The following is a 25,713-nucleotide window of genomic DNA, read 5'->3' as shown; positions in this document are numbered from 1 at the left end:
GGTCCACCGTCGCTGACCGTGGACCACTCGTGAACACCGCGCGGGCCGGATCCCTACTTCACCGGGAACGGCTCGTTGATGGTGGTGAAGTACTGGATCACCGCTGCCGTCGCGACCGGGGCGCCGACGAAGAGGGCGCCGGTGAGGGCGCCGACGGGCGCCAGCGCCCCCGCGCCGATGAGGCAGCCGACGACCGGACCCGCGCCGAACATCATCGCGAGCGGGCTTGTCGCCGCGGCCAGTGTGGCCCCGCCGACGAGGCAGCCGATCACTCCGGCGCCGACCGCTCCGACCATGCCGCCCACCACACCGGCGACCGTGATCGTGGAGGCCATTCGGGAGAACGCGGCGACCTCGCGGTCGTACGGCGTCTTCCACGGGGCTTGGTCCTGGAACGGCAGTGCCACCGGTTTCGTCTCGGCGCGAGCGGGGTCCAGCGACGGCGTCAAGCGCGCGGTGCGCCCGTCGATCTGCGCGTCGATGGGAAAGGCGACGTTGTTGACGTTGAACTCGAGTGGCACGCCGGCAAGTACCGTGCCGTCGTCCGCGCGGATCTGGAACCTGCCCTTGTCGACGATCAACTGGCCGGCGTCGACGGTGATCACCGCCGTGTTCCCGTCCTGGTAGGCGGTGTAGTTGACGCCGGGTGTGATGTCCACGCTCAGGGGCTCGGCGTGGGCGGTGCCTGCGCACACCGTCAGAGCGGCGGCGCCGATAGCGGCGGACACGACGGACTTACGAACTTTCATGAATCTACTTTCGGATCGATATCTGGATGGGTTGGCGGTCGCTATTTCGATGACGCGGGCGACGGATTCGGCGACGGCCGCGGGCTCGTCGCTGCCCGCTACGCCCGAATTGGTTCAGGCGTAGAGCTGTTCGCCGGGGACGGCGTCAGGATCCGCGCGGACCTCGGCGGGATTGGTTTCCCGCAGTAGCCAAGCGCTGAAGACGGTGACCAAGCCCATCAGCGCCAAATACACGGAGACGAGCGTGGTCCCACCCGTATTGGCGATCAGCGCCGTCATGATGAACGGCGTGCCGCCGCTGACGGTGATCGCGGCCAGCTGATAGGCCAGGGACGCGCCCGAGTAGCGCAGTCGAGGTTCGAACAGCTCGCCGAGGAAAGCCGCCAGCGGACCATAGGTCAACGATTGCAAGATCGTGCCGACGGCGATGGCGATGAAGAACATCGGCAACTTCCCGGTGTCGACCAGCAGGAAGTACGGGAAGGCCCAGGCCGCGAGACCGATTCCGCCGATGAGGATGAGCGGTCTGCGCCCGACCCGGTCGGATCGGTGGCCCGACCAGAGAATCACCGCGCAGCCGAACAGGGAGGCGACCAGCGAGACGGTCAAGATGTCGTTGCGCTTCATGCCGAGCTCGTGGGTGCCGTAACTGAGCACGCCGGCGATGCTGATGTAGAAGGCGGTGTTGGTGGCGGCGAGCAGGCCGCACCCGAGCAAGATCTTGCGCCAGTGCAACCGGATCGCCTCCGACAGCGGGGCTTGGGCGACCCGGGCGGGGCGCGCTTCGGCCACTTCCTGTTGAAGTTCCCGGAACTCCGGGGAGTCCTCGACCTTGGTCTGGATGTAGAGCACAACCGGGAAAAGCAATGCGCTGCACCAGAACGGCACCCGCCAGCCCCAGCTCAGGAACGCGTCCGCGGAGAGCGCCGAGGTCGCGACCAGGAATACCAGATTGCCGAGGACCACCCCGAGCGGAACACCCATCTGCCCGAAAGTCCCGGCGAATCCCCGTCTTTTCGGGCTCGCGGATTCGGTGAGCAGCAACACGATGCCGCCCCACTGGCCACCGCAGGCGATGCCCTGCACGAATCGCAACGCGACCAACAGGATCGGCGCGGCGACACCGATCGCGTTCGTGCTCGGCAGACAGCCGATGAGGAAGGTCGCCAAGCCCATGCCGAGCAGGCAGGTGACGACGGCGGGCTTGCGTCCGTACTTGTCGCCGAAGTGCCCGGCCAGCACGCCGCCGAGCGGCCGGGCCACGAAACCCGCCCAGAACGTGCTGAACGACAGCAACGTACCCATCAGCGCGGAGCTGTCCGGGAAGAACACGTGGGGGAACACCAGCGCGGCAGCGGTTCCGTAAAGGAAGAAGTCGTACCACTCGATGGAGCTGCCGATCAGACCGGCGGCGAGGAGTTTGCGATGGGCTCGCCCGCGTTCCGCGGCCGGCGCGAGGGAGGTTTCGCCGGTGCCGGCTGGTTCCAGTGGTGGTGCGGTCATGCGCGTACTCCTGGTCGAGATGTGTCCACTGATCGAGATCGAGTGGAGTAGAACTTGACGCCAAGTTCAGTTTGGTGGGAACAGTGTGGAGCAGTGGAGAAGTAATGTCAATCACACTTTTCTAGATCGACGCATCGGCCCATGTTCGAGCGTCGAACGCCCGTAAACACCGACGACCGAGACATATGTCCAGTTCAGAGGCATAGACACCGACGCTGACGCGCTGCCTTATCAAACCAAGTCGGCCTGCGCAAGCCCTCGAGCCATCCCACTGGCCGATCAGGCCTGGACACCCAGCGAATCGGCGGGAGATTCGCCCGCGAAATCGGACTCGGTGTCAGTTGCGTCCGGGCGCGGCAGGATCAGGAACCGCTCCCCTACCGACGGTTGTCGGCACCACCTTCGCGACATCGGGCGCTTGCGCCGTTGGCCGCCGCCCGAACCGCGCGCCCGGAGCTTTTCACATCCGGGCGCGACCCGAGCGCAAATGCCACCCGTCCGGAAGTACGATGTGCGCCAAGCCTTTTGGATACATGCACAACGAACTGTGCAGCGATGGAGCCTATGTCGCATCATTGGGCCGACGACGCAGCCATCGGCCTATGGGAGTTCTCCATGCAGCCCAGTCACCCCACCGCGCAGAGCTCACCCGCTGACAACTCGCCGGTGCCACCGCTTTTCGCCGACTACTCACTGCCGAAGAAGGTGTGGGAGGTCTTGGGAGGCCCTGCCGTCGGTGGCGTGATTTGTGGTGTGGCGTTGCTGGTGAACCTTTGGGCCTACATCGCCGCGATCGTGCTCGTCGTCCTCGCCGGACTTCCCGCAGGCGCCCAGCACCGAACCTTGCCGGGCGCGCTGATCCGCGCATGCGCGGCCGGGATCGTGTGGGCGGTCGCCATGCTGCTCGTCAGCGGCATCGGCGACCCGACGCTGACCCTGCCGCCTTTCGGCGTGTTCATCACCTTGTTCGTCCTTGTGCCAACCGCCCTGAGCGCGACGATCTCGTGGTACTTCGGCCGCCGAGCGAGCTGCATTCGGATCGAACGACGGCGTGCACGATGAGTTCGCGACTGGCCTGCTGGAGTGTTTCACCACCCGAGTCGCCTGTTGAGCCAGTTGGCCGTGACTTGCGCTGAGTGGGCCTGGTACCGGCGGAGCCAGGGTGATCGCGGTGGCGCGGGCTCGCGGCTTCTCATAGCCCAGTAACCCGCAAGGGCGCACAGGAATGCCGATACCGCGGCGGGATCGACGCCGCTGGTCGTTGGATGCGTGGCGAGGAGCTCGTCGGCATCGATTCCGTGCGCGGCGATGTTCGGAGTGAGCGCGACGAGATCGATCCATGCGGCGCCGCGGCAGGGCCACGCCCAGTCGAGGACCATGACGCTGCCGTCGAGTTGTAGCAGCATGTTGTCCGGGCGAAGGTCGGTGTGCAACAACGTTTCACCTGCGGCGTGGTCGGTCCAAGTCGATTCCAGCTCGGCCAGCTCGTCCAGGTTGCGCCGTGCCCAGCCATCCAGATCGGCAGGAGGCTCGTGCTCCGCGAATCTCCTCCAGCCCTGTAGCTGCGGTCCGTAGTGCTGGACGATTGTCGGCAGATCAGGCAACGGGCTGGGCGTGAGCATGATCGCCAGCCGCTCGATCGTGGCCAGCACCGCTGCCAGCTCAGCTCGTCGATCGAGCCGGGGGTGTCGGCCAGGAACGTAGTCGAAGACCGCGACCAGCCAACCTCGGGTATCCAGGGTGAACCGCAGCGCCGGTGTGGGGACCGTTGGCGGCAATCGGGCGGCGGTTTCGAGTTCGGTCCGGTACATCACGGCGAGGCTGTCATCGGTGCTGATCGCCTTCGCGAAGAAGTTCTGACCGTCACGCAATTCGAGCCGGGCTGCCAAGCCGTGGCTGAATCCGCCTGCTTGGGTGGTGGCTGCGCGCACCTGAGATCCCAACCGGTGCTCGACCTCGGCGCGCACGGTGCCGGGGAGTTCGTCCCATCGAATTCGGTTCACGCTGTTGTCATCCCCGTCCATGTGACCATCGTGGTGCGGGGCGCTTTCCAGTGCCAGTTCTTTTGTAGCCACAGATTCGCCAGACACACGCAGGATGCGCCGGTTCTTCGCACCCGGGCCGCTTAAGCTGTCTGCGCCGCCATGTGCGACAAATACGCGAGGCCAGAAAGCACTAAGAGGTACACGTCCAGGAGGTGCGGAATGCCGGAAGCCGGTCGTTGGCGGTCTCGTCCGATGTTGATTGCGAGCATGTTGCCGCTCGCGGTCCTTCTCGGAACCGGAGTAGCCAACGCATCCCCGGATGACACCCCTGTCACGTCACCGACGCGCCTCGAGCAGGGGCTACTCCCTCCGCAGGCCGTGCTCGTTCCGGTCGCCGAGTCGCCGGTCGACACCGCGGCTGCGGCAGACACCCGCGGCGACAGACGACCAGCGCATCCGGTCGCCGACAGTCCGACCGAGACGGTCACCGCGCCGGACGCGCCGCCGACCGTGAGTCAGGAGCAGCTCGAGGCATTCTGCGCGCAGATCCCCGTCGATCCCCGCCAATGCACCGTCGCCGCCGTGGACGCGGGCGTCGGTGCGGCGATCGGTGCGGGTATCGCCGCGGGACTGTCCGCGCCGGTCGCGATAGCCGCCGCGTTGGCGGGCGCGGCCGCCGGGTTCATCGTCGGTATCCCGTTCCTGCCGACCGGATTGGTTGTCGGCCCGCTCCTCGGCGCGGCCCTCGGCGTCACCATCGTCGCCATCCCCGCCGCCCTGCTCGGTGGGGCACTCGGGGCGTCGATCGGGGCGTTGCTGGGCATCAACACGCCCCTCCCGCAAGAGGACGGCCGCACCGAGGAATCCGGCGCGCCCACCACCTCGCCGAACTGAGCGGACCTCACTCCAATCGTGCGTTGAGAATCCGGGCGATCTGAGCCATCGCACCCGGTTCGGTCATCGCCAGATGCGTCGTATCGATGTCGAAGACCGAGATCTGCCCGCGGACCACCCGCGCCCATCCCTCGTGCCCCGTGGCATCCGATCGCCTTTCCCGTGTCGCGGTGAAATAGAGCATGTCGCTGTCCAATACCACGGGCCGCCATACGCCGACCGCCCGGATCGCCAGGTTGTAGGCATCGGTCAGGCGCTCGATCCGTGTGGCGTCGATACCGAGGCCGCGCCCCAAGTGCCGTTCGATCAGCTCGGCAGCCTCCTCGGCGGTCGCGTCGGGACTCACGAAATCGACGCCGAGGACCGGACCGAGATTGCTGATCAGCTCTCCCGCGGTGACTGCGGAGAACGTCGGCTCCTCGACACCGTCCACCTCGGCGTCCAACAGCGCCAGCAGCGCGACCTGCTCACCGGCGGCACGCATCTCGACGGCAACGGCATGGGCGATCACACCGCCCAGTGACCAGCCGATGACGTGATAGGGACCGTGGGGCTGAACGGCGCGAATCTCGTCGAAGTAGCGTCGGGCCATCTCTTCGATCGACGTCGGACCGGGGACCTCGCCGCCGATCTGCGGAGCTTGTAGGCCGTAGATCGGTCGACCGTCGGAGAGGTAGCGGTCGAGGGTGCGGTAACACCACGACAGGCCCGCGGCCGGGTGGATACAGAACAGTGGTGGTCGCTCACCGCCGGTCCGGATCGGCAGCAGCACGTCGAAGCCGTGATCGGTTCGCTCGACGACGGGACCCGAGCGCATTCCGGATTCGATCCGCTTCGCCAGGTCGGCGGGGCAGGGATCCGACAACATCCAGGCGATCGGCACCTCGTAGTCGAGTTCTTTCCGCAATTCGTTCACCACTTGCACCGACTTCAGCGAGTTACCGCCCAACGCGTAGAAGTCGTCGTCGGCGCCCACCCGATCCGCTCCGAGCACTGCTGCGAATGCCCGTGCGACCGCACCTTCCAGCCACGACGAAGGCTCCCTGAACTCCGCTACCGCGAGCACCGGCTCCGGTAGTCGCGTGGAGTCGAGCTTGCCCGACGCGGTCAGGGGCACCGTGTCGAGCACCATCACCGTGGTGGGCAGCATGTATTCCGGCAGTTTGGTCGCCGCGTGCGCCAAGACGGACGCGGTGTCGACCGCGGCGCCCGCGGCGGGCGTCAGGTAGCCGACGAGGTGATCCACCACTCCGGTGGAGCGCACCACAGCGATCGCCCTGGCGATGCCGGGGTACTCGGCGAGTACCGCCTCGATCTCGCCCAGTTCGATACGCAGCCCGCGCAGCTTCACCTGGAAATCGGTGCGGCCCAGGTATTCCAATTCGCCGTCGTGGCGCCAACGCACCAAGTCGCCGGTGCGGTACAGGCGACCGCCGTCGCCGTACGGGTCGGCTACGAACCGTTCCGCGGTGAGGCCCGGTCGTGACCGATAGCCGCGGGCGAGCTGGGCGCCCGCCAAGTACAGCTCCCCGGCGACACCCGGCGGCACCGGATGCAACCGGTGGTCGAGGACGTATGCCCGCGCGTTCCATACCGGTGTGCCCATCGGCATGTTCGCGCTGTCGGATTCGGCCACCCGATGCGCGGTCGCGCACACGCTGAACTCGGTCGGCCCGTACAGATTGTGCACCTCGACCCCGGGCACTGTTCGCCGCACCGCGGCCACCACCTCGGGGCCGAATGCCTCACCGCCCACCAGCAGCGTCCGCACCGACTCCACCGACCGTGCGGGCGCCGCGTCCGCGAATACCGCCAGCATCGACGGCACGAACGCCGCGACCGTAACGCGCTGGAGGGCAATGGTTTCGGCGAGGTAGGCCGGGTCGGCATGTCCGTCGGCTCGTGCGATCACCATGCGCGCCCCTGCCGCCAGGGTCGCGAACAGCTCCCACACCGACATGTCGAACGTGGCCGGAGACTTCTGCAGCACCACGTCGTTCGGCGTCAGCGCGCAGAGGCCGCTGACCCAGCGCACTTGGTTCACCACCGAACAATGCGATATCGCCACACCTTTCGGCCGTCCGGTCGAGCCCGAAGTGAAGAGCACGTACGCGACGTTGTGCGGTCGCAGCGGCGCGAGCCGATCCGCGTCGGTGACCGGCGCGTCATCGAAACCGGCCAGCTCCAGTCCATCGAGGGACGACAGCTCCAGCACCGGTGCGGCGATCGACAGCATGTACGCGATGCGGTCGGCGGGAAGGTCCGGATCGACCGGCACGTACCCACCGCCCGCGGCGTGCACCGCGTACATGGCGGTGACCTGGTCCAGTGAACGCCGCATCCGCAGCGCCACCAAAGATTCCGGACCCACGCCCCGGGAGATCAACCACCGCGCCAATCGGTGCACGCGAGACGCGAATTCCGCGTAAGTCAGCGACTTTTCGCCGAATACCACCGCTGGCCGATCGGCATGCGCCCGCGCGGAGTCGGCGAAGATCGAGGGCAGCGTCTCGCCGGGCGGTAGCCGGTGTTCGGTCGAGTTCCACTGCGTCAGAACCGCTTCCCGTTCCTCGGCGCCGAGCAGTTCCATCTCGTGCACCGGCTGCGCCGGATCGGCCACCAGCGCGCACAGCAACCGCAGGAGGCGATCGACGATCATGGTCACCGTCGGCGCGTCGAAGAGGTCGCTCGCATAGGTCACCGCGCCAGTGACGCCCGCCGGGGCGCCGGTGGCGTCGTAGGAATCCGAGACCGTGATCTGCAGATCGAACAGCGCAGTGTCGGTGTCGGCCGTCATGGCCGACGCCGAGAGCCCCGGCAGTTCGAACTCGGCCCTGCCGATGTTCTGGAATGCCAGCATCACCTGGAACAGTGGATGGTGCGCGTGCGAGCGCACCGGGTTCAGCTCCTGCACCAGTCGCTCGAACGGAACATCGGCGTGCCCGAACGCGGCCAGATCGGTTCCGCGCACCTGCTCGAGCAGCTGGCGGAACGTCATCCCCGGGGTCAACCGGGTCCGCAGCACCAGGGTGTTGACGAACATCCCGACCAGATCGTCGAGCTCCGGCTCGCCGCGTCCCGCGTACGGAGTGCCGATGGCGATGTCGTCGGTATCGGCCAGCCGGGCCAACGTAGCGGCCAGCGCGGCATGGAACACCATGAACAGTGTCGTGTTGTGCACCCGCGCGACCCGCTGCAATCCCGCGTGCAGATCGGCGCCGACGGCTATCGGTACGCTCGCGCCCGAATAGGTCTGCACGGGTGGACGCGGACGGTCGGTCGGCAGCTCCAGCAAGACCGGCAGCTCCGCCAATGCGACTGTCCAGTAGTCGATCTGGGCGCGCAACAGGGACTGGGGATCGTCTTCGGTCCCCAGCACGGTTCGCTGCCAGATCGCGTAGTCGGCGTACTGCACCGGCAGTGGCGGCAGGCTCGGTGTCTCCCCGGCCAGGTGGGCCGCGTACGCGGTCATGGTGTCTCGTGCCAGCGGGCCGAGCGACGATCCGTCGCAGGCGATGTGGTGCACCACCACGGCGAGGACCCACTCGTTCGGCGCGAGCTCGAACAACCGGATCCGCACCGGCGCGTCGACCGTCAGATCGAACACCGTCGAGACGAACGCCGACAAGGCTTCGGCCAGTTCATGTTCCGCGACGGAGGTCACGGTCAGCGGCGCGATCGCCGCGGCGGGAAGAACGACCTGCGACGGCTCGCCCTCCCCATACGGGTACACGGTCCGCAGTACCTCGTGCCGGTTCAGCACCTCCTCGACGGCCGCGCACAGCGCGTCGAGATTCAGCTTCCCGGACAGCCGTAGCACGATCGGGATGCTGTAGGCCGCCGAGCCGGGCTCGAGCTGGTTCAGGAACCACATGCGCTGCTGGGCGTACGACAGCGGAATGCGCTGCGGCCGTTGCTGTGCGGTCAGCGCCACCCGGCCGGTGTCGGCCCGCGATTCGGCGCAGGTGGCCAACCGCGCGACCGTCGGCGCCTCGAAGATCATCGACGCCGGGATGGTCGCGTCGAGCGCGGCGCCGATCCGGGCCGCTACCCGAATCGCCACCAGGCTGTTGCCACCGAGTTCGAAGAAGTCGTCGTCGGCGCCTACCGGACCGTCGATGCCGAGGATCTCGGCGAACACGCCCGCGACTATCTCCTGCACCGGTGAGGCCGGGGCCCGGAATCGCTTGGCCTGGACGACCGGTGCGGGCAGGGCCGCGCGGTCGAGCTTTCCATTCGGCGACAGGGGAATCGCGTCCAGGATCATCACCGCGGCGGGCACCAGGTACGACGGCAGCAGCTCGGCCAACGACGCCCGCAACTGTTCACCCGACAGGCCCGCCCCGGCTTCGGGCACCGCGTAGGAAATCAGCATCTCCGGCCCCGTGTCATCCTGCCGCGCGACGGTGACCGCGTATGCCACATCCGCCCGCGCGCTCAGCACCGCGTCGATCTCGCCCAGCTCGATCCGATAGCCGCGGATCTTCACTTGGGAATCGTTGCGCCCCAGGAACTCCAGGGCGCCGCCGGTGTTCCAGCGCACCACATCACCCGTGCGATACATGCGATGTCCCGGTTCCCCGAACGGATGCGCCACGAACCGAGCCGCGTTCGTCGCCGCCCTGTTCAGGTACCCGCGCGCCAGCGCAGGGCCCGCGACATACAGCTCTCCGGCCACCCCTACCGGCACCGGCTGCAACCGGGCATCCAGGACCAGCGCCTGCGTTCCCGGCAGCGGGGCACCGATCGTCGGCCGCTCATCCGATCGCAGCGCACCCGTCGCGGTGGCGGCGATCGTGGCCTCGGTCGGCCCGTACAGCACCTGGAATTTTCTGACGCCCGCGCTGTCGGTGCCCGCCCATCGGCTCACCAGATCGGCCGGGACCTCCTCCCCACCGGACATCACCAGCCGCAGGTCGTCCAGCCGGTCCGGATCCACCGACGCGAGCGCGGCCGGGGTCAGGAAGGCGTGGGTGACCCGCCGCACGCGCAGGAGCTCGGCGAGTTCGCCGCCGCCGTAGATCTCGGTCGGCGCCACGACCAGGACAGCGGCCCGGCTGACGGCGATCAGGATCTCCAGCAGTGCGGCGTCGAACGACGGCGACGCGAAATGCAACACCCTGGAGGTGTGCCGGAGTTCGCGGTCGGCGCGCCACACCGAGATCAAGTCGGCGATGCCGGAATGGGTGATGGCGACGCCCTTCGGCACTCCGGTCGATCCGGAGGTGAAGATCACGTAGGCGATATCCGCGGCCCGCAGCGGCCGCGACCGCTCGTCATCGCTGATCGGGCCGCTCGCCGACGCGTCGATCCACGCGGCGACGGCCGGGTCGTCGAGGACGATCCAGTCCACCGAATCCGGCACCTCGGCACGCGCCGCCGACACCGTAATCCCCAGCGGTGCACCTGAATCCGAGACCATTTGCTCGATCCGGCTCGCCGGATAGCCCGGGTCCACCGGTACGTACGCGGCGCCCGTCTTGACCACCGCCCACCACGCGACCACCGATGCCATCGACCGCGCCGCCGCCACCAGCACCGGACGCTCCGGTCCGGCGCCACAACCGATCAGTACCCTCGCCAGCCGACTGGACCGCTCGTCCAGCTCCGCGTACGTCAGCGTGGCATCCCCCGCGACGACGGCGATACCGTCGCCGTTGTCGCGTACGGCCGAGGCGAACACGTCCGGCAGCAATCCGGAGGGCTCCGCAGCCGCCACGGTCCGTGTCCCGACGCGCGACGTGAGCGCCGCGCGCTCGTCGGCTTCCAGCAAGTCGATGTCCCCGATCACCACGGCCGGATCGTCGGCGACGGCTTCCAGCACCCGCACCAACCGTCGGACGATCGCCGCTGCGCTCGCCTCGTCGAACAGATCCCGCGCGTAGGTCATCGTTCCCGAGATACCGTGCGCCACATCGGTATTGCCGAACGAATCGGACAGCACCAGTTGGAGGTCGAACTGGGTCGCCCCGGTATCGGCGTCCACTCGGGCTACCCGGACGCCGGGTAGCGCCACATCGACCGTCGACACGTTCTGGAACGCCAGGACCACTTGGAACAACGGATGCCGCGCCGCCGATCGCTCCGGGCTCAACGCCTCCACGACCCGCTCGAACGGCACGTCCGCGTGCTCGAACGCGAGCAGGTCCGTCTCGCGAGCGTGCATCAGCAACTCGGCGAACGGTTCGCGGGTATCGACCCTGGTCCGCAAGGCGAGGGTGTTCACGAACATCCCCACCAGATCGTCCAGCGCGGGCTCACCGCGTCCCGCGACCGGGGTGCCGATCACCACGTCATCGCTGTCGCCGAGTCGCCCCAATACCGTTGCCAGCGCGGCATGCATCACCATGAACAGCGACGCTCCGCGCGCCCGTGCCAGCTCGAGCAGCCGCTCGTGCAGACTCGCATCGATCTCCACGGGCACCCGGCCGCCCGACAGCGACGCGACGGCCGGACGTGGTCGGTCCGCGGGCAGTTCCAACCGGTCGGGTGCGCCCGCGAGCGTCGAGCGCCAGAACTCCAGCTGCGCGGACAGCAACGACGCCGGATCGTCCTCGGTCCCCAGCATCTGCCGTTGCCACCACGCGAAATCCGCGTACTGCACGGCGAGCGGCTCCCATTCCGGCGCGTGCCCGGCCAGTCGCGCGGCATACGCCGCCATCACGTCACGGGCCAGCGGTCCCATCGACTGACCATCGCCTGCGATGTGATGGACCACCAGTGCCAGTAGGAATTCTCCTGTGTCGCCGTCGAATTCGAACAGCCCCACGCGCATCGGCACCGCGGTCGTCACATCGAATCCGCGCCGCACGAACTCGCCCACCACCTCCGGGACCGAATCCGCGGACACCAGCACCGGCTCCACCGGCACCGCGGGCTCGTCGAGAACGACCTGCCGCGGCTCACCGGAGACCTCCGGGTAAATCGTCCGCAGTACCTCGTGACGTGCCATCACATCCGCGAGCGCGGCCGCCAGCGCCGCGGTGTCCAACCGTCCCGACAGCCGCAGCAGCACCGGAATGTTGTACGCCGCGGAGTCCGGATCGAACCGGTTCAGGAACCACATCCGCTGCTGCGCCAGCGACAGCGGCACGGGGTCGGGGTGCACTCCGGGTAGCAGGGGCAACCGGCCCACGCCGCTGAGTGTCACTGCGAGCGCGGCCAATTCGCCGACCGTCGGGGCCTCGAACACCGACCGCACCGGCACGCGCACCTCCAGGGCCGCGCCTATCCGCGCCACCACCAGCGAGGCGCTCAGCGAATCGCCGCCCAGCGCGAAGAAATCGTCGTCGACTCCCACCCGGTCCACGTCGAGCACCTGCTCGAATGTCCGCGCGACCAACTCTTCCAATCCCGGTGCAGGCGCCCGGAATTCGCGCGCGACGGCAACCGGTTCGGGTAACCGCTCGCGATCCAGCTTCCCGTTGGCGGTCAGCGGCACCTCGTCCAGCACCACCACCGCGGACGGCACCATGTACCGGGGCAACGCCTCGGCCAGTGCCGCGCGCAACTCCTCGCCCGACACCTCCGCCCCGGTCGCGGCCACGACATAGGACACCAGCAGCGTTGATCGCCCCTCGTCACTGCGCGGCACGGTGACGGCGTATGCCACATCCGCACGCGCGCCCAGCACCGCGTCGATCTCCCCCAGCTCGATCCTGGTGCCGCGCACCTTCACCTGAAAGTCGTTGCGCCCCAGAAACTCCATCTCGCCGGCGGCGGTGCGGCGCACCATGTCGCCGGTCGCGTACATGCGCTGGCCCGGCTCCCCGAACGGGCATGCGACGAACCGCGCCGCGGTCAACGCCATCTTGGCGACATACCCATCGGCAACGCCGGGGCCGAACAGGTACAGCTCGCCCGCGACACCGGGTGGCACGGGCCGCAACCAGGTGTCCAGGACAACGGCCGCGACCGTGCCGACGGGCCTGCCGATCGTGACCGCGGCGCCCGGCGTCAGAGCGTCGCCGGAGGTAGCCCAGATCGTGCATTCCGTCGGCCCGTAGACATTGATCATGGCGCGATCCGGCGCCCACCGATCGACCAGTTCCGGCCCGACCGGCTCACCGGCCGCGGCCAGCACGCGCAACCCGTCGAGACCATCGCACGGAACCGTCGCCAGCGCCGAGGGTGTCACTATCGCGTGCGAAATGCCCTCGCGGCGCATCAGTTTCGCCAGCTCGGGCCCGGCGTAGACATCGGCGGGTGAGATGACGAGCCGGCCGCCCGAGCCGTGCGCCATCAACGACTCGAAGATCGAGGCGTCGAAGCTGGGCGAGGCGACCTGCAGCACCACCGACGCCGGGTCGACGCCGAGTATTCGCCGCTGCGCCGCGACGATCTCGGCCAAGCCGCGATGGCTGACGAGAACGCCCTTGGGCGTTCCGGTCGACCCGGAGGTGTAGCTCACGTACGCGATCTGGTCCCGCCGAATCGGCCCGCCGCGTTCGACATCGGTGATCGGCGAGCCAGAGACCGAGTCCAGGGTGTCGTGCGTCTGCTCCTCGTCGAGGACCAGCCAGTCGACGCACTCGGGGAGATGCTTCCTGGTCGACGCATCGGTCAGTCCGACAACCGTTTTCGAGTCCGACAGCAAGAACTCGATACGCTCCGCCGGCAGGATCGGATCGATCGGCAGTACGGCGGCGCCGGTCTTGGCCACGGCCCACAGGGTCAGCGTCGCCGCCGGGGATCGCGGAAGCACGGAGGCGACGACCTGTCCGCGCTGGGCGCCGTGCCACAGCAGGATCCGAGCCAGACGTGTGGATCGCTCGTCGAGCTGCCGGTAGGTCATGGCAGCCGCACCGCATCGCACGGCGATCGCGTCTGGTTCGGCGGCAGCGGAGGCGGCGAGTATGCCGTCCAATGTGTTTGGAATCGCCGCTTCCGCAACCGAAACCGGCCACAGCGGACCCGATTCCCCGGCGAGCTCGCCGAGCCGCACGTCCGCGTTCGCGGCGATCCGGGACAGCAGCTCGACGAAGCGATCGAGAATCCGGCGCGCCGAGGCGGTGTCGAACGCGCGCTCGTGGAACCGGAGGGTGATCCGCAGCCCCTGTACCTCGCCGTCCTCGGACTGCTTGGGTTCCACGGCCAGGCTGAGCGGGTACGGCGTCGCGTCCACACCGCTGAGTTCGTCCACCCGCAAGCCCGCCGAATCGACGAGTTCCTGCAGCGCCGTCCGGTCGATGGGGAACGACTGGAAGGTGATGACGGTGTCGAAGAGTTCGGGCAGGCCGACGCTGCGGTGAATCTCGGGTAGGCCGATATGGTGATGCTCCAGCATGCGGGCGTGCCGCGCCTGAATGCCGGTCAGCAACTCGCGCACCGTCATGGTGGGTCGCAGCGGGACTCGCACCGGAATCGTGGTGAGGAACATTCCGAGCGTCTGATCGACCAGCGGCAGCTCCGGAGGCCTGCCCGACACCGCGGCGCCGAACATCACATCGGTCTCGCCGGTCGATACACGCAGATTCAGCGCCCAAGCCGCGGCCACCGCGGTGTTGATGGTGACGGCCGTCTCCGCCGCCACTAGACGGAGTTCCGCGAATCGATCCGCCGTGAGTTCGGCCGCGACCTCGGCGGCGCAGACCGAGCCCGCCGACGAGGCTTCGCGGGACACCCGGGTGGGTCCGTCGACCTTCGAAAGCTCCTGCGCCCATGCCGCTTTGGACGCGGCGCTGTCCTGCCGAGCCAGCCAGGACAGATAGTCACGGTAGGAGGGAGCGGGACCGGCGGAGTCGATACGCGCGGGAGATCCGTAGTAGTCGAGCAGTTCTCGCATCAGCAACGGCATCGACCAGCCGTCCAGGATCGCATGGTGGTTCGTGACGAGCAGCCGGAAGGACCGCGCGTCGAGCCGGATCAGCGTCAAGCGCAGGAGCGGAGGAGCCGACAGGTCGAATCCCGCCGCCGCGTCGGCCGCGGCGATCGCGCCCGGGTCGGCGGGCGATCCCGCGTCGACACCATCGGCGAGATCTACCTCGCGGAACGGGATTTCGGCATGGTCCAGCACGACCTGGCACGGCCCGCTCGCCGTCTCCACGAAGGCGGCCCGAAGGATGTCGTGCCGGTCGACCACGGCTTGGGCGGCACGCCGCAGGCGCTCACCGTCGACCGCGCCGGACAATCCGATCATCGTCTGGACGGTGTAGTTGTCCCCGGCACCCGGGTCGAACGTCGAGTCGAAGTGCATCCCGGATTGCATGGGCGACAACGGCCACACGTCGGACAAGCCGGGGTACTGGCGTTCCAGCCGATCGAGGTCGTGTTCGGTCAGCGTGACGAGCGGATGCCCCGAAAAGCGGTCCGCCGTCGGGCGCCGCGGGGGTTCCTCGATCGCCACCGGGGCGGCGATGTCGTCCGCCAGTGCGCCGAGCGCGGCAACCGTCTTGTGTTCGAACACATCTCGCGGTGTGAGTGTGAGTCCGGCGGATCTCGCCAGTGCCACCAGCCGCATCGAGACGATGCTGTCCCCGCCGAGCGCGAAGAAGTTGCTGTCGGCGGACACCGTGTCGAGATGGAGTACATCGGCGAAGAGTCGCGCCACGATCTGCTCGGTAGGCGTCGACGGCGATCGACCGCCCGCGGCGTCGGCAGCGAAAGGGCGCTGCCGCAGGGCTTTCCGGTCGATCTTGCCCGTGGGCGTGCACGGCATCTCGTCGAGCCGCACGATCGCCGCCGGATTCATGTACCGGGGTAGCCTGGCCGCGAGATCGTCGCCGATCGCCGCCACATCCACGGCGGAGCCCGGCGCGGACACGACATAGGACACCAGAACCGGTTCACCGGAAGTGCCTTGCACCGCGACGGTGGCGACACTCGCCACGTCCGGGTGCCGGGCGATGTGGGCATCGATCTCCCCCGGCTCGATCCGCAGCCCGTGAACCTTGACCTGCTGATCGCAGCGGCCCAGGAATTCCAGCGCCAACCCGGCGGGTCCGCGCACCCAGCGCACGGAATCACCGGTGCGGTAGATCCGCTCGCCGCGAGCGGATCGCGGGTCCGCGACGAAGCGCGACGCCGTCACGCCCGGTCGATCGATGTACCCGCGGGCGAGTCCGGGCCCACCGACGTAGAGTTCGCCCGCGACACCGACCGGCACCGGTCGCAGCCAGGTGTCGAGAACCAGCGCGGACGCACCGCGGATCGGGCCACCGATCGTCACCGGTTCGCCGGGTACGAGGGCATCCGACCCCGTCGCCCAGATCGTGCACTCGGTCGGTCCGTAATGGTTCATCAGCCGTCGCCCGGCGCCCCACCGGTGCACGGTCTCCGGCCCGGTCGCTTCGCCGACGACCGCGAGCGTTGTCAACGAGGGAATCCGGGACGGATCCATCGTGTTCAGCACGGACGGGGTGAGGATCGCGTGCGAAACCCGCTGGGACCGAATCAGTTCCTCGAGATCGGTCCCGCCGTACACCTCCGGCGGCGCCACGACCAGACAGGCGCCACTGCCGTGCGCCAACAGCAACTCCGACAGGCAGGCGTCGAATCCCGGCGACGCGACCTGCAACACCCGCGCATCGGTATCCACACCGAACGCGTCGACGTGTGCCGCGACCAGGTCGGCCAGGCCTCGATGGCTGAGCTGGACCGCCTTCGGCGCACCGGTCGATCCGGACGTATAGATCGCGTATGCCGCGTTGTCGGCGGACAATCGGCCGGTATCGGCCGGATGGGGTAGACCATCATGACCGTCCGAAGCCGGAGCGTCCAGCAGCAACCAGTCGACAGTGTCCGGAAGCCGCTGTGCCACAGCGCTGGTCGTCACGCCGAGGCCGGTCCGCGAGTCGGACAACAACTCCCCGATCCGCGCGGCGGGATTGCCGGGATCCACCGGCAGGAACGCGGCGCCGGTCTTCGCCACCGCCCAGATCGCGACGACCAGTTCGGCCGAACGGGGCACGGCCAGCGCGACGAGCGACTCGGCCCGTGCACCGTGGCTCGCCAGCAGGCAAGCGAACGCGTCGGCGCGACGCTCCAGCTCACGATACGTCCACGTGGAGTCACCGCACCGGACTGCCACAGCGTCCGGATACCTCCGCGCGGTCCCCGACAGGATGTCGCGTAGTACGAGCGCCGCGGCCGGGTCCTCGCCGCGTACCGAAAGCAGCTCCGCGCGTTCGGAATCCCGGTACGAGGAGACGTCGGACACCCTCCGGGCGGGGTCCATGACGATCTGCCCGATCAGCAGCTCGAATCGTTCGAGCAGTGTGCGGGCCTCGTCCGCATCGAATCGGTCGGTGGCGAATTTCAGTGTCACCGTGTAGGTGTCGGGCTCGTCGACGTCCGGTCGTCCGTCGCGGCCCGACCGCGGCGGGGTCACCTGCAAGCTCAGGGGATACGGCGTGGCGTCGTGGGCGTCGACCTCGACGAGCCGCAAACCGGCGTCGGAGAGATCGCGTGCCAACAGTTCTCGGCCCAGTGGATAGGACTCGAGTACCGTCGCGGTGTCGAACATATCGGTGATTCCGATGACCCGTTGCAACTCAGCCAGACCGATGTACTGGTGATCCAGCATCGCGGCCTGCTCGGATTGCACACGGACGAGCAGGTCACCGACGGTCTCGTCGGGTTCGAGCCGGACGCGGACGGGCAGCGTGTTGACCAGGAGCCCGACCATGCGCTCGATGTCCGGAAGCTGCGGCGGGCGCTGCGACATCGTATTGCCGAACACCACGTCCGACCGTCCGGTCATGGCGGCCACCAGCAATGCCCACGCCACCTGTAGGGCCGTGTTGGGCGTGACGCCGTGCGAGCGCCCCAGCTCGAAGATCGCGGCGGTGGTCGCGGCGTCCAGGTTCATGCCGACTTCACCGGCGTCCGCGGCGGCTGTTCGATCCGGCCCGCCCGCGACCCGGGTCGGACTGTCGATTCCGGCGAGCATCTCCTGCCACGCGGCGATCGCGGCGGCGCGATCCCGAGTTTGCAACCACCGCAGATACTCTCGGTACGAACGAGGGGGCGCGAGGTCGGCGGTACCCCCGTCGGAGGCGTACAAGGCGAGCAACTCGTGGATCAGCAGAGGCATCGACCAGCCGTCCAGCACGAGATGGTGGTTGGTGACCAGCAGCTGGAAAGTATCGACGCCGGTACGCACGAGGTGGAAACGCACCAGCGGCGGGTGAGCCGGGTCGAACGGAGCCGCGGCCTCGGCCGCGAGTCGCCGAAGCGCTTCCGCCTGCGGGGCGACATCGCTGACACTCGACTCGCTCCACTCGACCCGGGTATCGCGCAACACGATTTGCCGTGGCCCGTCGGCACTCTCGACGAACGCGGTCCGCAGGCTGTCGTGGCGGTCGACGAGCACCTGCGCGGCCCGCCGCATCCGCTCCGTGTCCACGTGCCCGGCGAAGGTCAGCGCCGCCTGCACGATGTAGCCGTCGTCGCCGTCTCGGTCGTAGATCGTATGGAACAGCAGCCCGGACTGCAGGGCGGTCAGCGGCCACACATCGGTCATCGACGGGTATTCCCTCAGCCAGCCGTCGATTTCGTGCTGCGACACCGTGGTCAGCGGGAAGTCGGAGGGAGTGAAGCCCGGTGTGGTGTCGGATCGGACGTGCTCGCCCAGCGCCAGCAGTGCCCGAGCCCACAGCCCGGCGAGTTCGTCGACCTCCTCGCCACTCAACACCTGCGAGGCGAACTCCCAGGTCGTGTCGAGTTCGAGTCCGTCGCTGCCTTCCTCGGCGATCGCGTTGATGTCGAGGACGGCGGCCAGCGCCATCGCCGGATCGCTCGTCGCGGTCAGCGCGGTGAATTCGGTGGTGGGCGCCCACGGCCCCGAGTGCTCAGCGGCGCCCACCCGCCCGAGGTAGTTGAAGCTGATCTGCGGTTCGGGCAGACCGCCGAGCTCGGCACTGCCCTGGGGATCGAGACAACGCAGCATTTGATAGCCGATGCCGTTGTCCGGCACCGCACGCAGCTGCTCCTTCACCTGCTTGATCGCGTGTCCCGCACTCGGTCCACCGGCCAGCGCATCATCGAGATCGATGTTGTCCCAGTGGATCCGGACCGGGAAGCGGGTGGTGAACCAGCCCACCGTGGAGCTGAGATCCGCACCGGGCACGGCCCGCTCCTCGCGGCCGTGTCCCTCCAGCGAGATCAACTCTCCGGCGGCCGCCACCGCACCACGCCTGCGCCGCCACTCACTCAGTGCCAGTACCAAGGCCGCGAGCAGCGGTTCGTTGGCGCTGCAATGGAAGCGATCCGGAATGGTGGTGAGCACCGCCTCGGCGACCGCCGCCGGGATGCGCTGACGAACCCGGCCGGCCGTGGCTCCGACGTCACGATCCGGCAGCAGACGGCGCGAGCCGAGAAGTTGATCGCCGCGCTCGAGCACGTCTTTCCAGTGTTCGAGTTCCGCCGACCGCCTGCCCGGCGCCTGCACGACCAGGCCGTGCGCCCAGCGCCGGAACGAAGTGCTGACCTGTCCGAAACGCGGTGCGCCGCTGGACATTCGCGACCAAGCCTGCGCGAGGTCGGCGAGGATGATGCGCCAGGACACCGCGTCGACGGCGAGGTGGTGGATCACCAGCCACATCAGGTCGGGTCCGGACCGGTCGCGATCCCGAATCCAGACGGCCTGCACGAGCACACCACTGCCGGGATCCAATCGATCCGCCGCTTTCTGCAGGTGGCGATCGACTTCGGCGGCGTCACGTCGATCGAGCCAGACGTCGACGAGCGCGGCGTCCGGGTCGACGGCTTCCCGATCGAGCACCTCGACGTACGGATCGACCGAATCGCCGCCGCGCAGCACCGCGCGCAACATGTCGTGGCGCTCCAGCAGGGATCCCACGACGCGCACTAGACCCGCCCGGTCGACCCCCTCGGGCAGCTGCACGAGCGCGGCCTGCGCGAATCGGTCGTAGTGACCCCGATCGAGCATCGCGCGCATGATCGGCGACAGCGGCATCGGCCCCACGCCGGCACCGGGCAGCTCGGCCAACTCGAGGGTGTCGACGGCTTCCGTCGCCGTGGCCGCCAGGCCCGCGACGGTCTTGTGCACGAACACATCCTGGGTGGAGAAGCTCAAGCCCTCGGCCTTGGCCCGCGCCACCAGCCGGATCGACAGAATGCTGTCGCCGCCGAGTGCGAAGAAGCTGTCGTCCGCCCCGACCCGAGGCACGCCGAGCACCTCGGCGAAAAGCCGTGCGACCGTCTTCTCCCGAACCGTGGCCGGCGCCCGGCCGACCGGCGCGGTCCCGAATTCGGGCTTCGGCAAGGCGCGGCGATCGACCTTGCCGAAGGCGTTCACCGGGAGGGCGTTCAGCGCGACGATCACCGCTGGGACCATGTGCGGCGGCAGCGAATCGCGGGCGAAGCGCTGAAGTAGGAGCGGATCGACGCGACGGCCACCGACCGGGACGACGTAGGACGCCAGTACGGTCGTGCCGACGTTGTTGCGGACCGGCACCGTGACGGCGAGATCCACGTCCTCGTGGGCGGTGAGCGCGGCGTCGATCTCGCTCGGCTCGATCCGGTAACCGCGGATCTTGACCTGGAAGTCGCCGCGCCCCAGCAATTCCAGCGTCATCTCGGCGTCGTCGCCGGTCCAGCGCGCGATGTCGCCGGTGCGGTACATCCGCTCGCCGGCGTCGCCGTACGGATCGGCGACGAACCGGGCGGCGGTTTCGCCGGGCAGTCGGCTGTAGCCACGGGCCAATCCCGGTCCGGCGAGGTACAACTCGCCCGCGGTGCCCTTGGGCACCGGCTGGAGCGTTCGGTCCAGCACCATCGCCGCGACGCCACGGAGGGGGCCACCGACCGTCTGGGCGCGGCCGGGTCTCAGCCCGGCGCCGAGAGCGGTCACGGTGGTTTCGGTGGGACCGTATTCGTTGTACATGGACAACGACTGGGTCCACCGCTCGACGACGTGCGGCGGGCAGACGTCGCCACCGACCACGACCACCCGCAAGTCGGTCGCCGGACTCGGGTCCACGGTCGCCAGCATGGCGGGGGTCAGCGTCAGGTGGGTCACGTGCTCGTCGGCGAGCAGGCGCGTGAGCGGAGCACCGCCTGTCACTTCGGGCGGCACGATCACCAGCGTGGATCCGCTCGCGAAGCAGGTCAGAAACTGTTCCAGCGAGGCGTCGAAACTCGGCGAGAGGGCATAGGACACGCGGGATTTCGTGTCGATACCGTACGTGGCGGCGCGGTCGGCAACGAGATTCGCGAGGCCGGTGTGGGTGACCTGGACGCCCTTCGGCTTCCCGGTGGAACCCGAGGTATAGGTGACATAGGCGATATTGGACGGCCGTAGCGGGCGGATACGGTCTTCGTCGGAGATCGGCCCGCTCGCAGCGTCGCATTCCCCGAGGGTCGCGGGGTCGTCGAGAACCACCCGATGTATCTGTCGCGGGAGCCGCCCGCGCAGGGCGTCGACCGTGATCGCCACTGTCGCACCGCTGTCGGCGATGATGTGGTCTATCCGCTTCGACGGGTACTCGGGATCCAATTGGACGAACGCCGCACCGCATTTCGCGACCGCCCACGTCGCCACGACCGATTCGACCGAGCGGGACAGCATGATCGCGACCGCCGTATCCGGCCCACAACCCAGGGCTATCAGATTCCGGGCCAGCTGGGAGGATCTGGTGTCCAGCTCGCCATACGTCACCGTCCGCCCGGCCGAGCTGATCGCGCACGCACCACGATTCCGGCGGGCGCTCTCAGTCAGAATCTCTGGAAGCAGCCGTGTTTCGACCCCCCCGGGCCCCCGCACCGGCAGCAGCGCGGACCGTTCCTGTGCTTCCAGCAGCGGCAGCCTGCTGATCGGACAGCCCGCTCCCCCGGCCAGGAACTCGTGCAGGAACATCAGGAAGCGGCGGTGGTGACCGGCGAGTTCCTCAGGGCTGTAGGCATTCGGATTGCCCTGGAAGTCGATGTGCGTACTGTCTTTGCCCGCACCCGGATAGATGTTGACGAAAAGGTCGGCGGTCGGGCCCGAGGTGAGGACGTGCAGGCGGCCTGTCGTCTCACCCAGCACGACCTCGTTCTCGACCATCATGAGGTTCACGGCCGGCCCGAAGGACGCCGCCTCGTCGCGCGCGATTCCCATATCGTGGAAGATGTCCTCTTGGCGATAACGCTGCCGCCGAAGCGCACTCGTCAGCTCACTCAGCACCGCGGCGATCAGCTCACCCACACTGCGGCCCGCGACCCGCACGCGCAGCGGGACGACATTGGCCACCATTCCCCCGGAGTGGCGCAGCACAGCGGAGTGCCGACCCGAAACCGGGAGGCTCAGCAATACTTCGTCGCTCCCGGTCATTCGCGCGAGATAGGCGGCGAACGCCGCGACGATGGTCGGTGTCACGCTCGTGCCGTTTCCGAGCACGACGCTTTCCAGCAGATGCGCTGTGGCCTCGGGCAATTCGTCGCTGACCAGCGTCGGATGAATGGTGGCCTTGCCCATGCGGCTGGAAAGGCTGACGAGGGGAGGCGCGTCCGCCAGATGCTCCGACCAGTATCTGCGGTCGTTGTCGAAACGCTCCGAACCCCGGTACGCCAGATCCTGCTCGACGACGACACCGAGATCCCGCGCCATACACGGCGGCGCTTCCTCGGAGTTCACCCACGCGTTGTACAGCGCGGTTATCCGGTGCAGCATGGTGACGGCGGCGAATCCGTCGAGCGCGATATGGTGCGCCCTCTGATACCATAGAAAATGGTTCGCGCCGACCTGGAACACAATGCTCGCCATGAGGTCGTCACGCAATAGGTCCAGCGGAGCAGAATAGTCCTGAACCATTATTTCGCGCGCGGTCGCAACCGGATCGGCGTGTCGGCGCAAATCCATTACCGAGACCTGACCGCCACGTTCCTGGTCGATGAACTGACGCGGCTCTCCATCGACCTCGATGAGGCGCAGATGCCCCGAGCCGAACTCACGACTGGCGGTTCGGCAGGCCTCGGTGAGCAATTCCACGTCCAAATCGCCTACGATCTCGACGTATTGGGCCACCGATATCGGCGACGATTCCGCTAGATGCTGAGCGAACCAGATTCCCCGCTGGGCCGCGGTCAGTGGAAGGATGCCGGACGACGGACGTCGCGCGTATCCATTACCGTTGGAGTGCGCTCCGGAATCCTTTTCCCGATGTCCGGAGGAACGGAATGAGCTGATCTCCGACCGTTTCGATCGGTCCCGACTGTCATCGATGCCACGCTTTCGGCCCATTTCGAACCTCCGACGATATCGTTCATTTCAGGAGCTCAGTTGTATTGCCGTAAGGTTGCCTATATCGGATTGTTAGAAGTTTGCAACGTGGTTACGACAACCGGAATGCATGCTCAGGAAAATCATGACGATCGGCAACCGATCGCCGACAGCGGTCTCGCCGGCCGGACGTCTCCGTCATCCGCCCCATAGTCAGTTCACCTGCGGCGCGAGCCCCAGGACTGAGGTCACAGTTTTGGATACGATACAGCGTCTCGCAGCAAATATAGCGCAAGATCTTGCCACAAGGTCAAGACGACCGTAACCTGGCATCAAATGTCCCGCGAGCACGAAGGAGCAGTTCACACCGAGAGGCAGCAATGAGTTGGCTATCGCTTGCTGTGAGCAGTCCCGGTTAGGACGATCCCATACGCCGGTTCCTCCGCGCGGTGCTATTGCACCGTGTGGTGAAATCGCGGGCTTGTTCATCGAAAAGCACTCCTTTAGTTCGCGCATCGAGCACAAGCGATGCTCCTTGACAGCCAGTCACTTACGACTGCCCCGCGAGCTCCCGCCTGCCACAATTCGGCTGGGCGTTTTCACGTGCGCCCGACACATCTCGGTGACCAGCTGGGAAACGTCGGAAGGCAGGGCTTATGGGGCACTTCGAGCCCGCGGCCCGGCGCGGATGCCGAACTCGCGGCGCGCATCAACGATCTGCTGCTGCCGATCTTCAAGGGTGTTGGCTCCGAGCGCGCCTACCAGTACCTGACTGCCGCCTTCACGATCATGGAAACAGAGCGCGGAGTGTTCGCGGCACTGGCGGTGGTGGGCACGCTGACGCTGGTGCGCCGCGAACCCGCTCGGATGGACTGGCCGCCCTGGCCATCGTCGCGAGCAGGCGACACCACCGCCCCTCGCCCACCCCGGACAGCGACGCAATCCACTGACCGGCGAGCAAGGCGGATGCCGTGAATGTGGCCGAAGTGATGTGGTTGTGCATCGTTTCGGTGCGCAACGCCCGCCGACTGTCTAGGCTCACGGAGCTTGTTGTCAGATCACCTGGAGTATCTCCGATGACGATGTCCTCGTCCGCAACGCACGGCAGGTCCGCGCGCGATTCGCCCATCGATACCGACGGCCCGCGGGTGCCGCTGTATTCGCCGGAGTTCGCGGCGGACCCGCACCGGGTCTATCGCGAGATGCGCGACCGCTACGGGTCTTTGGTGCCGGTGGACTTGGCGCCGGGTATCCCCGCGACCCTGGTGATCGGCTACTACACCGCGGTCCGGATCTTCAATGACCCGGACCATTTTCCGGCCGACCCGCGAGCATGGCAGCAGAACATTCCAGCGGACTGTCCAGTGCTGCCGATGATGCAGTGGCGGCCGAACGCTTTGCGCAACGCGGGCGCCGACCATGCGAGGTATCGGAAGACGAATACCGCGGGTCTGGATCAGGTCGATCAGTACGGTTTGCATGCCACGGTCGCGGCGCTCGCGGTGCCGCTCATCAATTCCTTCTGTACCGAGGGCTCCGCGGATCTTGTGCGCCAGTACGCGTTTCCGCTCGCCTTCGGGGTGCTCAATGCCCTGCTCGGCTCACCGGCCGAGATCGCGGCCCGCGCCGCAAAAGGGATGGCCGCCGTGTTCGAGGGCGCCGACGCGGAACAGGGCAACCAGATGCTCATCGGCGCACTGCTGGAACTGACCCAGCTGAAGCGCGCCGAGCCCGGCGATGACGTCACGACGCGGATGCTGCAACATCCGGCGGGGTTGAGTGACACCGAAATGGTGCATCAATTGGGCACGCTGTACGGAGCGGGCATCGAGCCCCAACAGAACTTGGTCATCAACACCCTGCTGTTGATCCTCACCGAGGAACGGTTCGGCGGGAGCGTACTCGGCGGGAGTCTGTCCACCCGGGACGCACTCGACGAGGTGCTGTTCGACGATCCGCCGATGGCGAACTTCTGCATCAGCTTTCCGCGCCAGCCGATTCTGATCGACGGCGTGTGGTTGCCCGCGCATCAACCTGTCGTCATCAGCATAGCGGGCTGCAACAACGACCCGGAGATCAAAGCGGATCAGTACGCGGGCAATCGATCTCACCTGGCGTGGGGTGCCGGGCCGCACGTCTGCCCGGCTAGTTCGATGGCATACCTGATCGCCCAGGAGGCCATCGATCAACTTCTCGACGCCCTGCCCGAACTACGACTTGCGGTACCGCCCGATGAACTGACCTGGCGCCCAGGCCCGTTCCACCGAGCCTTGACCGCCCTGCCCGTCACCTTCCCGGAATCGCCACCGCTGCCGGAGATTCAGGCGGTGAACTCGGAACCCGGCTCTGGGCAGTTCAGCTCTCGGTCCGCTCCGGTTGCGGGATCAGAACGGTGAATGTCGCTCGGGGCGAAGACGCG

8 protein-coding genes are annotated in these 25,713 nt (G+C 67.6%); 4 read left to right on the top strand and 4 right to left on the bottom strand.

All coding sequences use genetic code 11. The features are described 5' to 3' along the window. Nucleotides 1–53: 53 nt before the first annotated feature. Nucleotides 54–749 (bottom strand): DUF8020 domain-containing protein, encoded by a 696-nt coding sequence (locus T333_RS29285; RefSeq protein WP_496426509.1) that lies wholly within the window; start codon nucleotides 747–749, stop codon nucleotides 54–56. Between the two features lie 114 nt (nucleotides 750–863). Continuing rightward, the gene (locus tag T333_RS29280) at nucleotides 864–2,252 is read right to left on the bottom strand and encodes an MFS transporter (RefSeq protein WP_496426508.1); all 1,389 of its coding nucleotides are present in this window, start codon (nucleotides 2,250–2,252) and stop codon (nucleotides 864–866) included. Nucleotides 2,253–2,816: 564 nt separating this feature from the next. On the opposite strand from T333_RS29280, the gene T333_RS29275 reads away from it, so the two are divergent. Continuing rightward, nucleotides 2,817–3,314, top strand: coding sequence for a hypothetical protein (locus T333_RS29275; RefSeq protein WP_496426507.1), 498 nt, complete (start codon nucleotides 2,817–2,819; stop codon nucleotides 3,312–3,314). 26 nt (nucleotides 3,315–3,340) lie between these two features. Here the strand turns inward: T333_RS29275 and T333_RS29270 are convergent, their stop codons facing one another. Next, on the bottom strand, nucleotides 3,341–4,276 hold the full coding sequence (locus tag T333_RS29270; protein ID WP_496426506.1) for a phosphotransferase: 936 nt from the start codon (nucleotides 4,274–4,276) through the stop codon (nucleotides 3,341–3,343). Between the two features lie 339 nt (nucleotides 4,277–4,615). Between T333_RS29270 and T333_RS29265 the strand changes: the two genes are divergently transcribed. Then, the gene (locus T333_RS29265; protein ID WP_496426505.1) at nucleotides 4,616–5,131 is read left to right on the top strand and encodes a hypothetical protein; all 516 of its coding nucleotides are present in this window, start codon (nucleotides 4,616–4,618) and stop codon (nucleotides 5,129–5,131) included. A 7-nt stretch (nucleotides 5,132–5,138) separates the two neighbouring features. On the opposite strand, the gene T333_RS29260 is transcribed toward T333_RS29265, so the two are convergent. After that, on the bottom strand, nucleotides 5,139–23,315 hold the full coding sequence (locus tag T333_RS29260; RefSeq protein WP_496426504.1) for an amino acid adenylation domain-containing protein: 18,177 nt from the start codon (nucleotides 23,313–23,315) through the stop codon (nucleotides 5,139–5,141). Between the two features lie 582 nt (nucleotides 23,316–23,897). Here T333_RS29260 and T333_RS29255 point away from each other — a divergent pair. Then, a complete protein-coding gene (locus tag T333_RS29255; protein ID WP_496426645.1) occupies nucleotides 23,898–24,269 on the top strand; it encodes a hypothetical protein in 372 nt (123 codons plus the stop codon). 101 nt (nucleotides 24,270–24,370) lie between these two features. Further along, complete coding sequence (locus T333_RS29250; protein ID WP_496426503.1) at nucleotides 24,371–25,690, top strand: cytochrome P450; 1,320 nt, start codon at nucleotides 24,371–24,373, stop codon at nucleotides 25,688–25,690. Nucleotides 25,691–25,713 lie beyond the last annotated feature (23 nt).

It is taken from the genome of Nocardia sp. CNS-044 (assembly GCF_059570515.1).
Note: the sequence above shows the minus strand (reverse complement) of the source record. Positions and strands in the feature narration are given on the sequence as shown.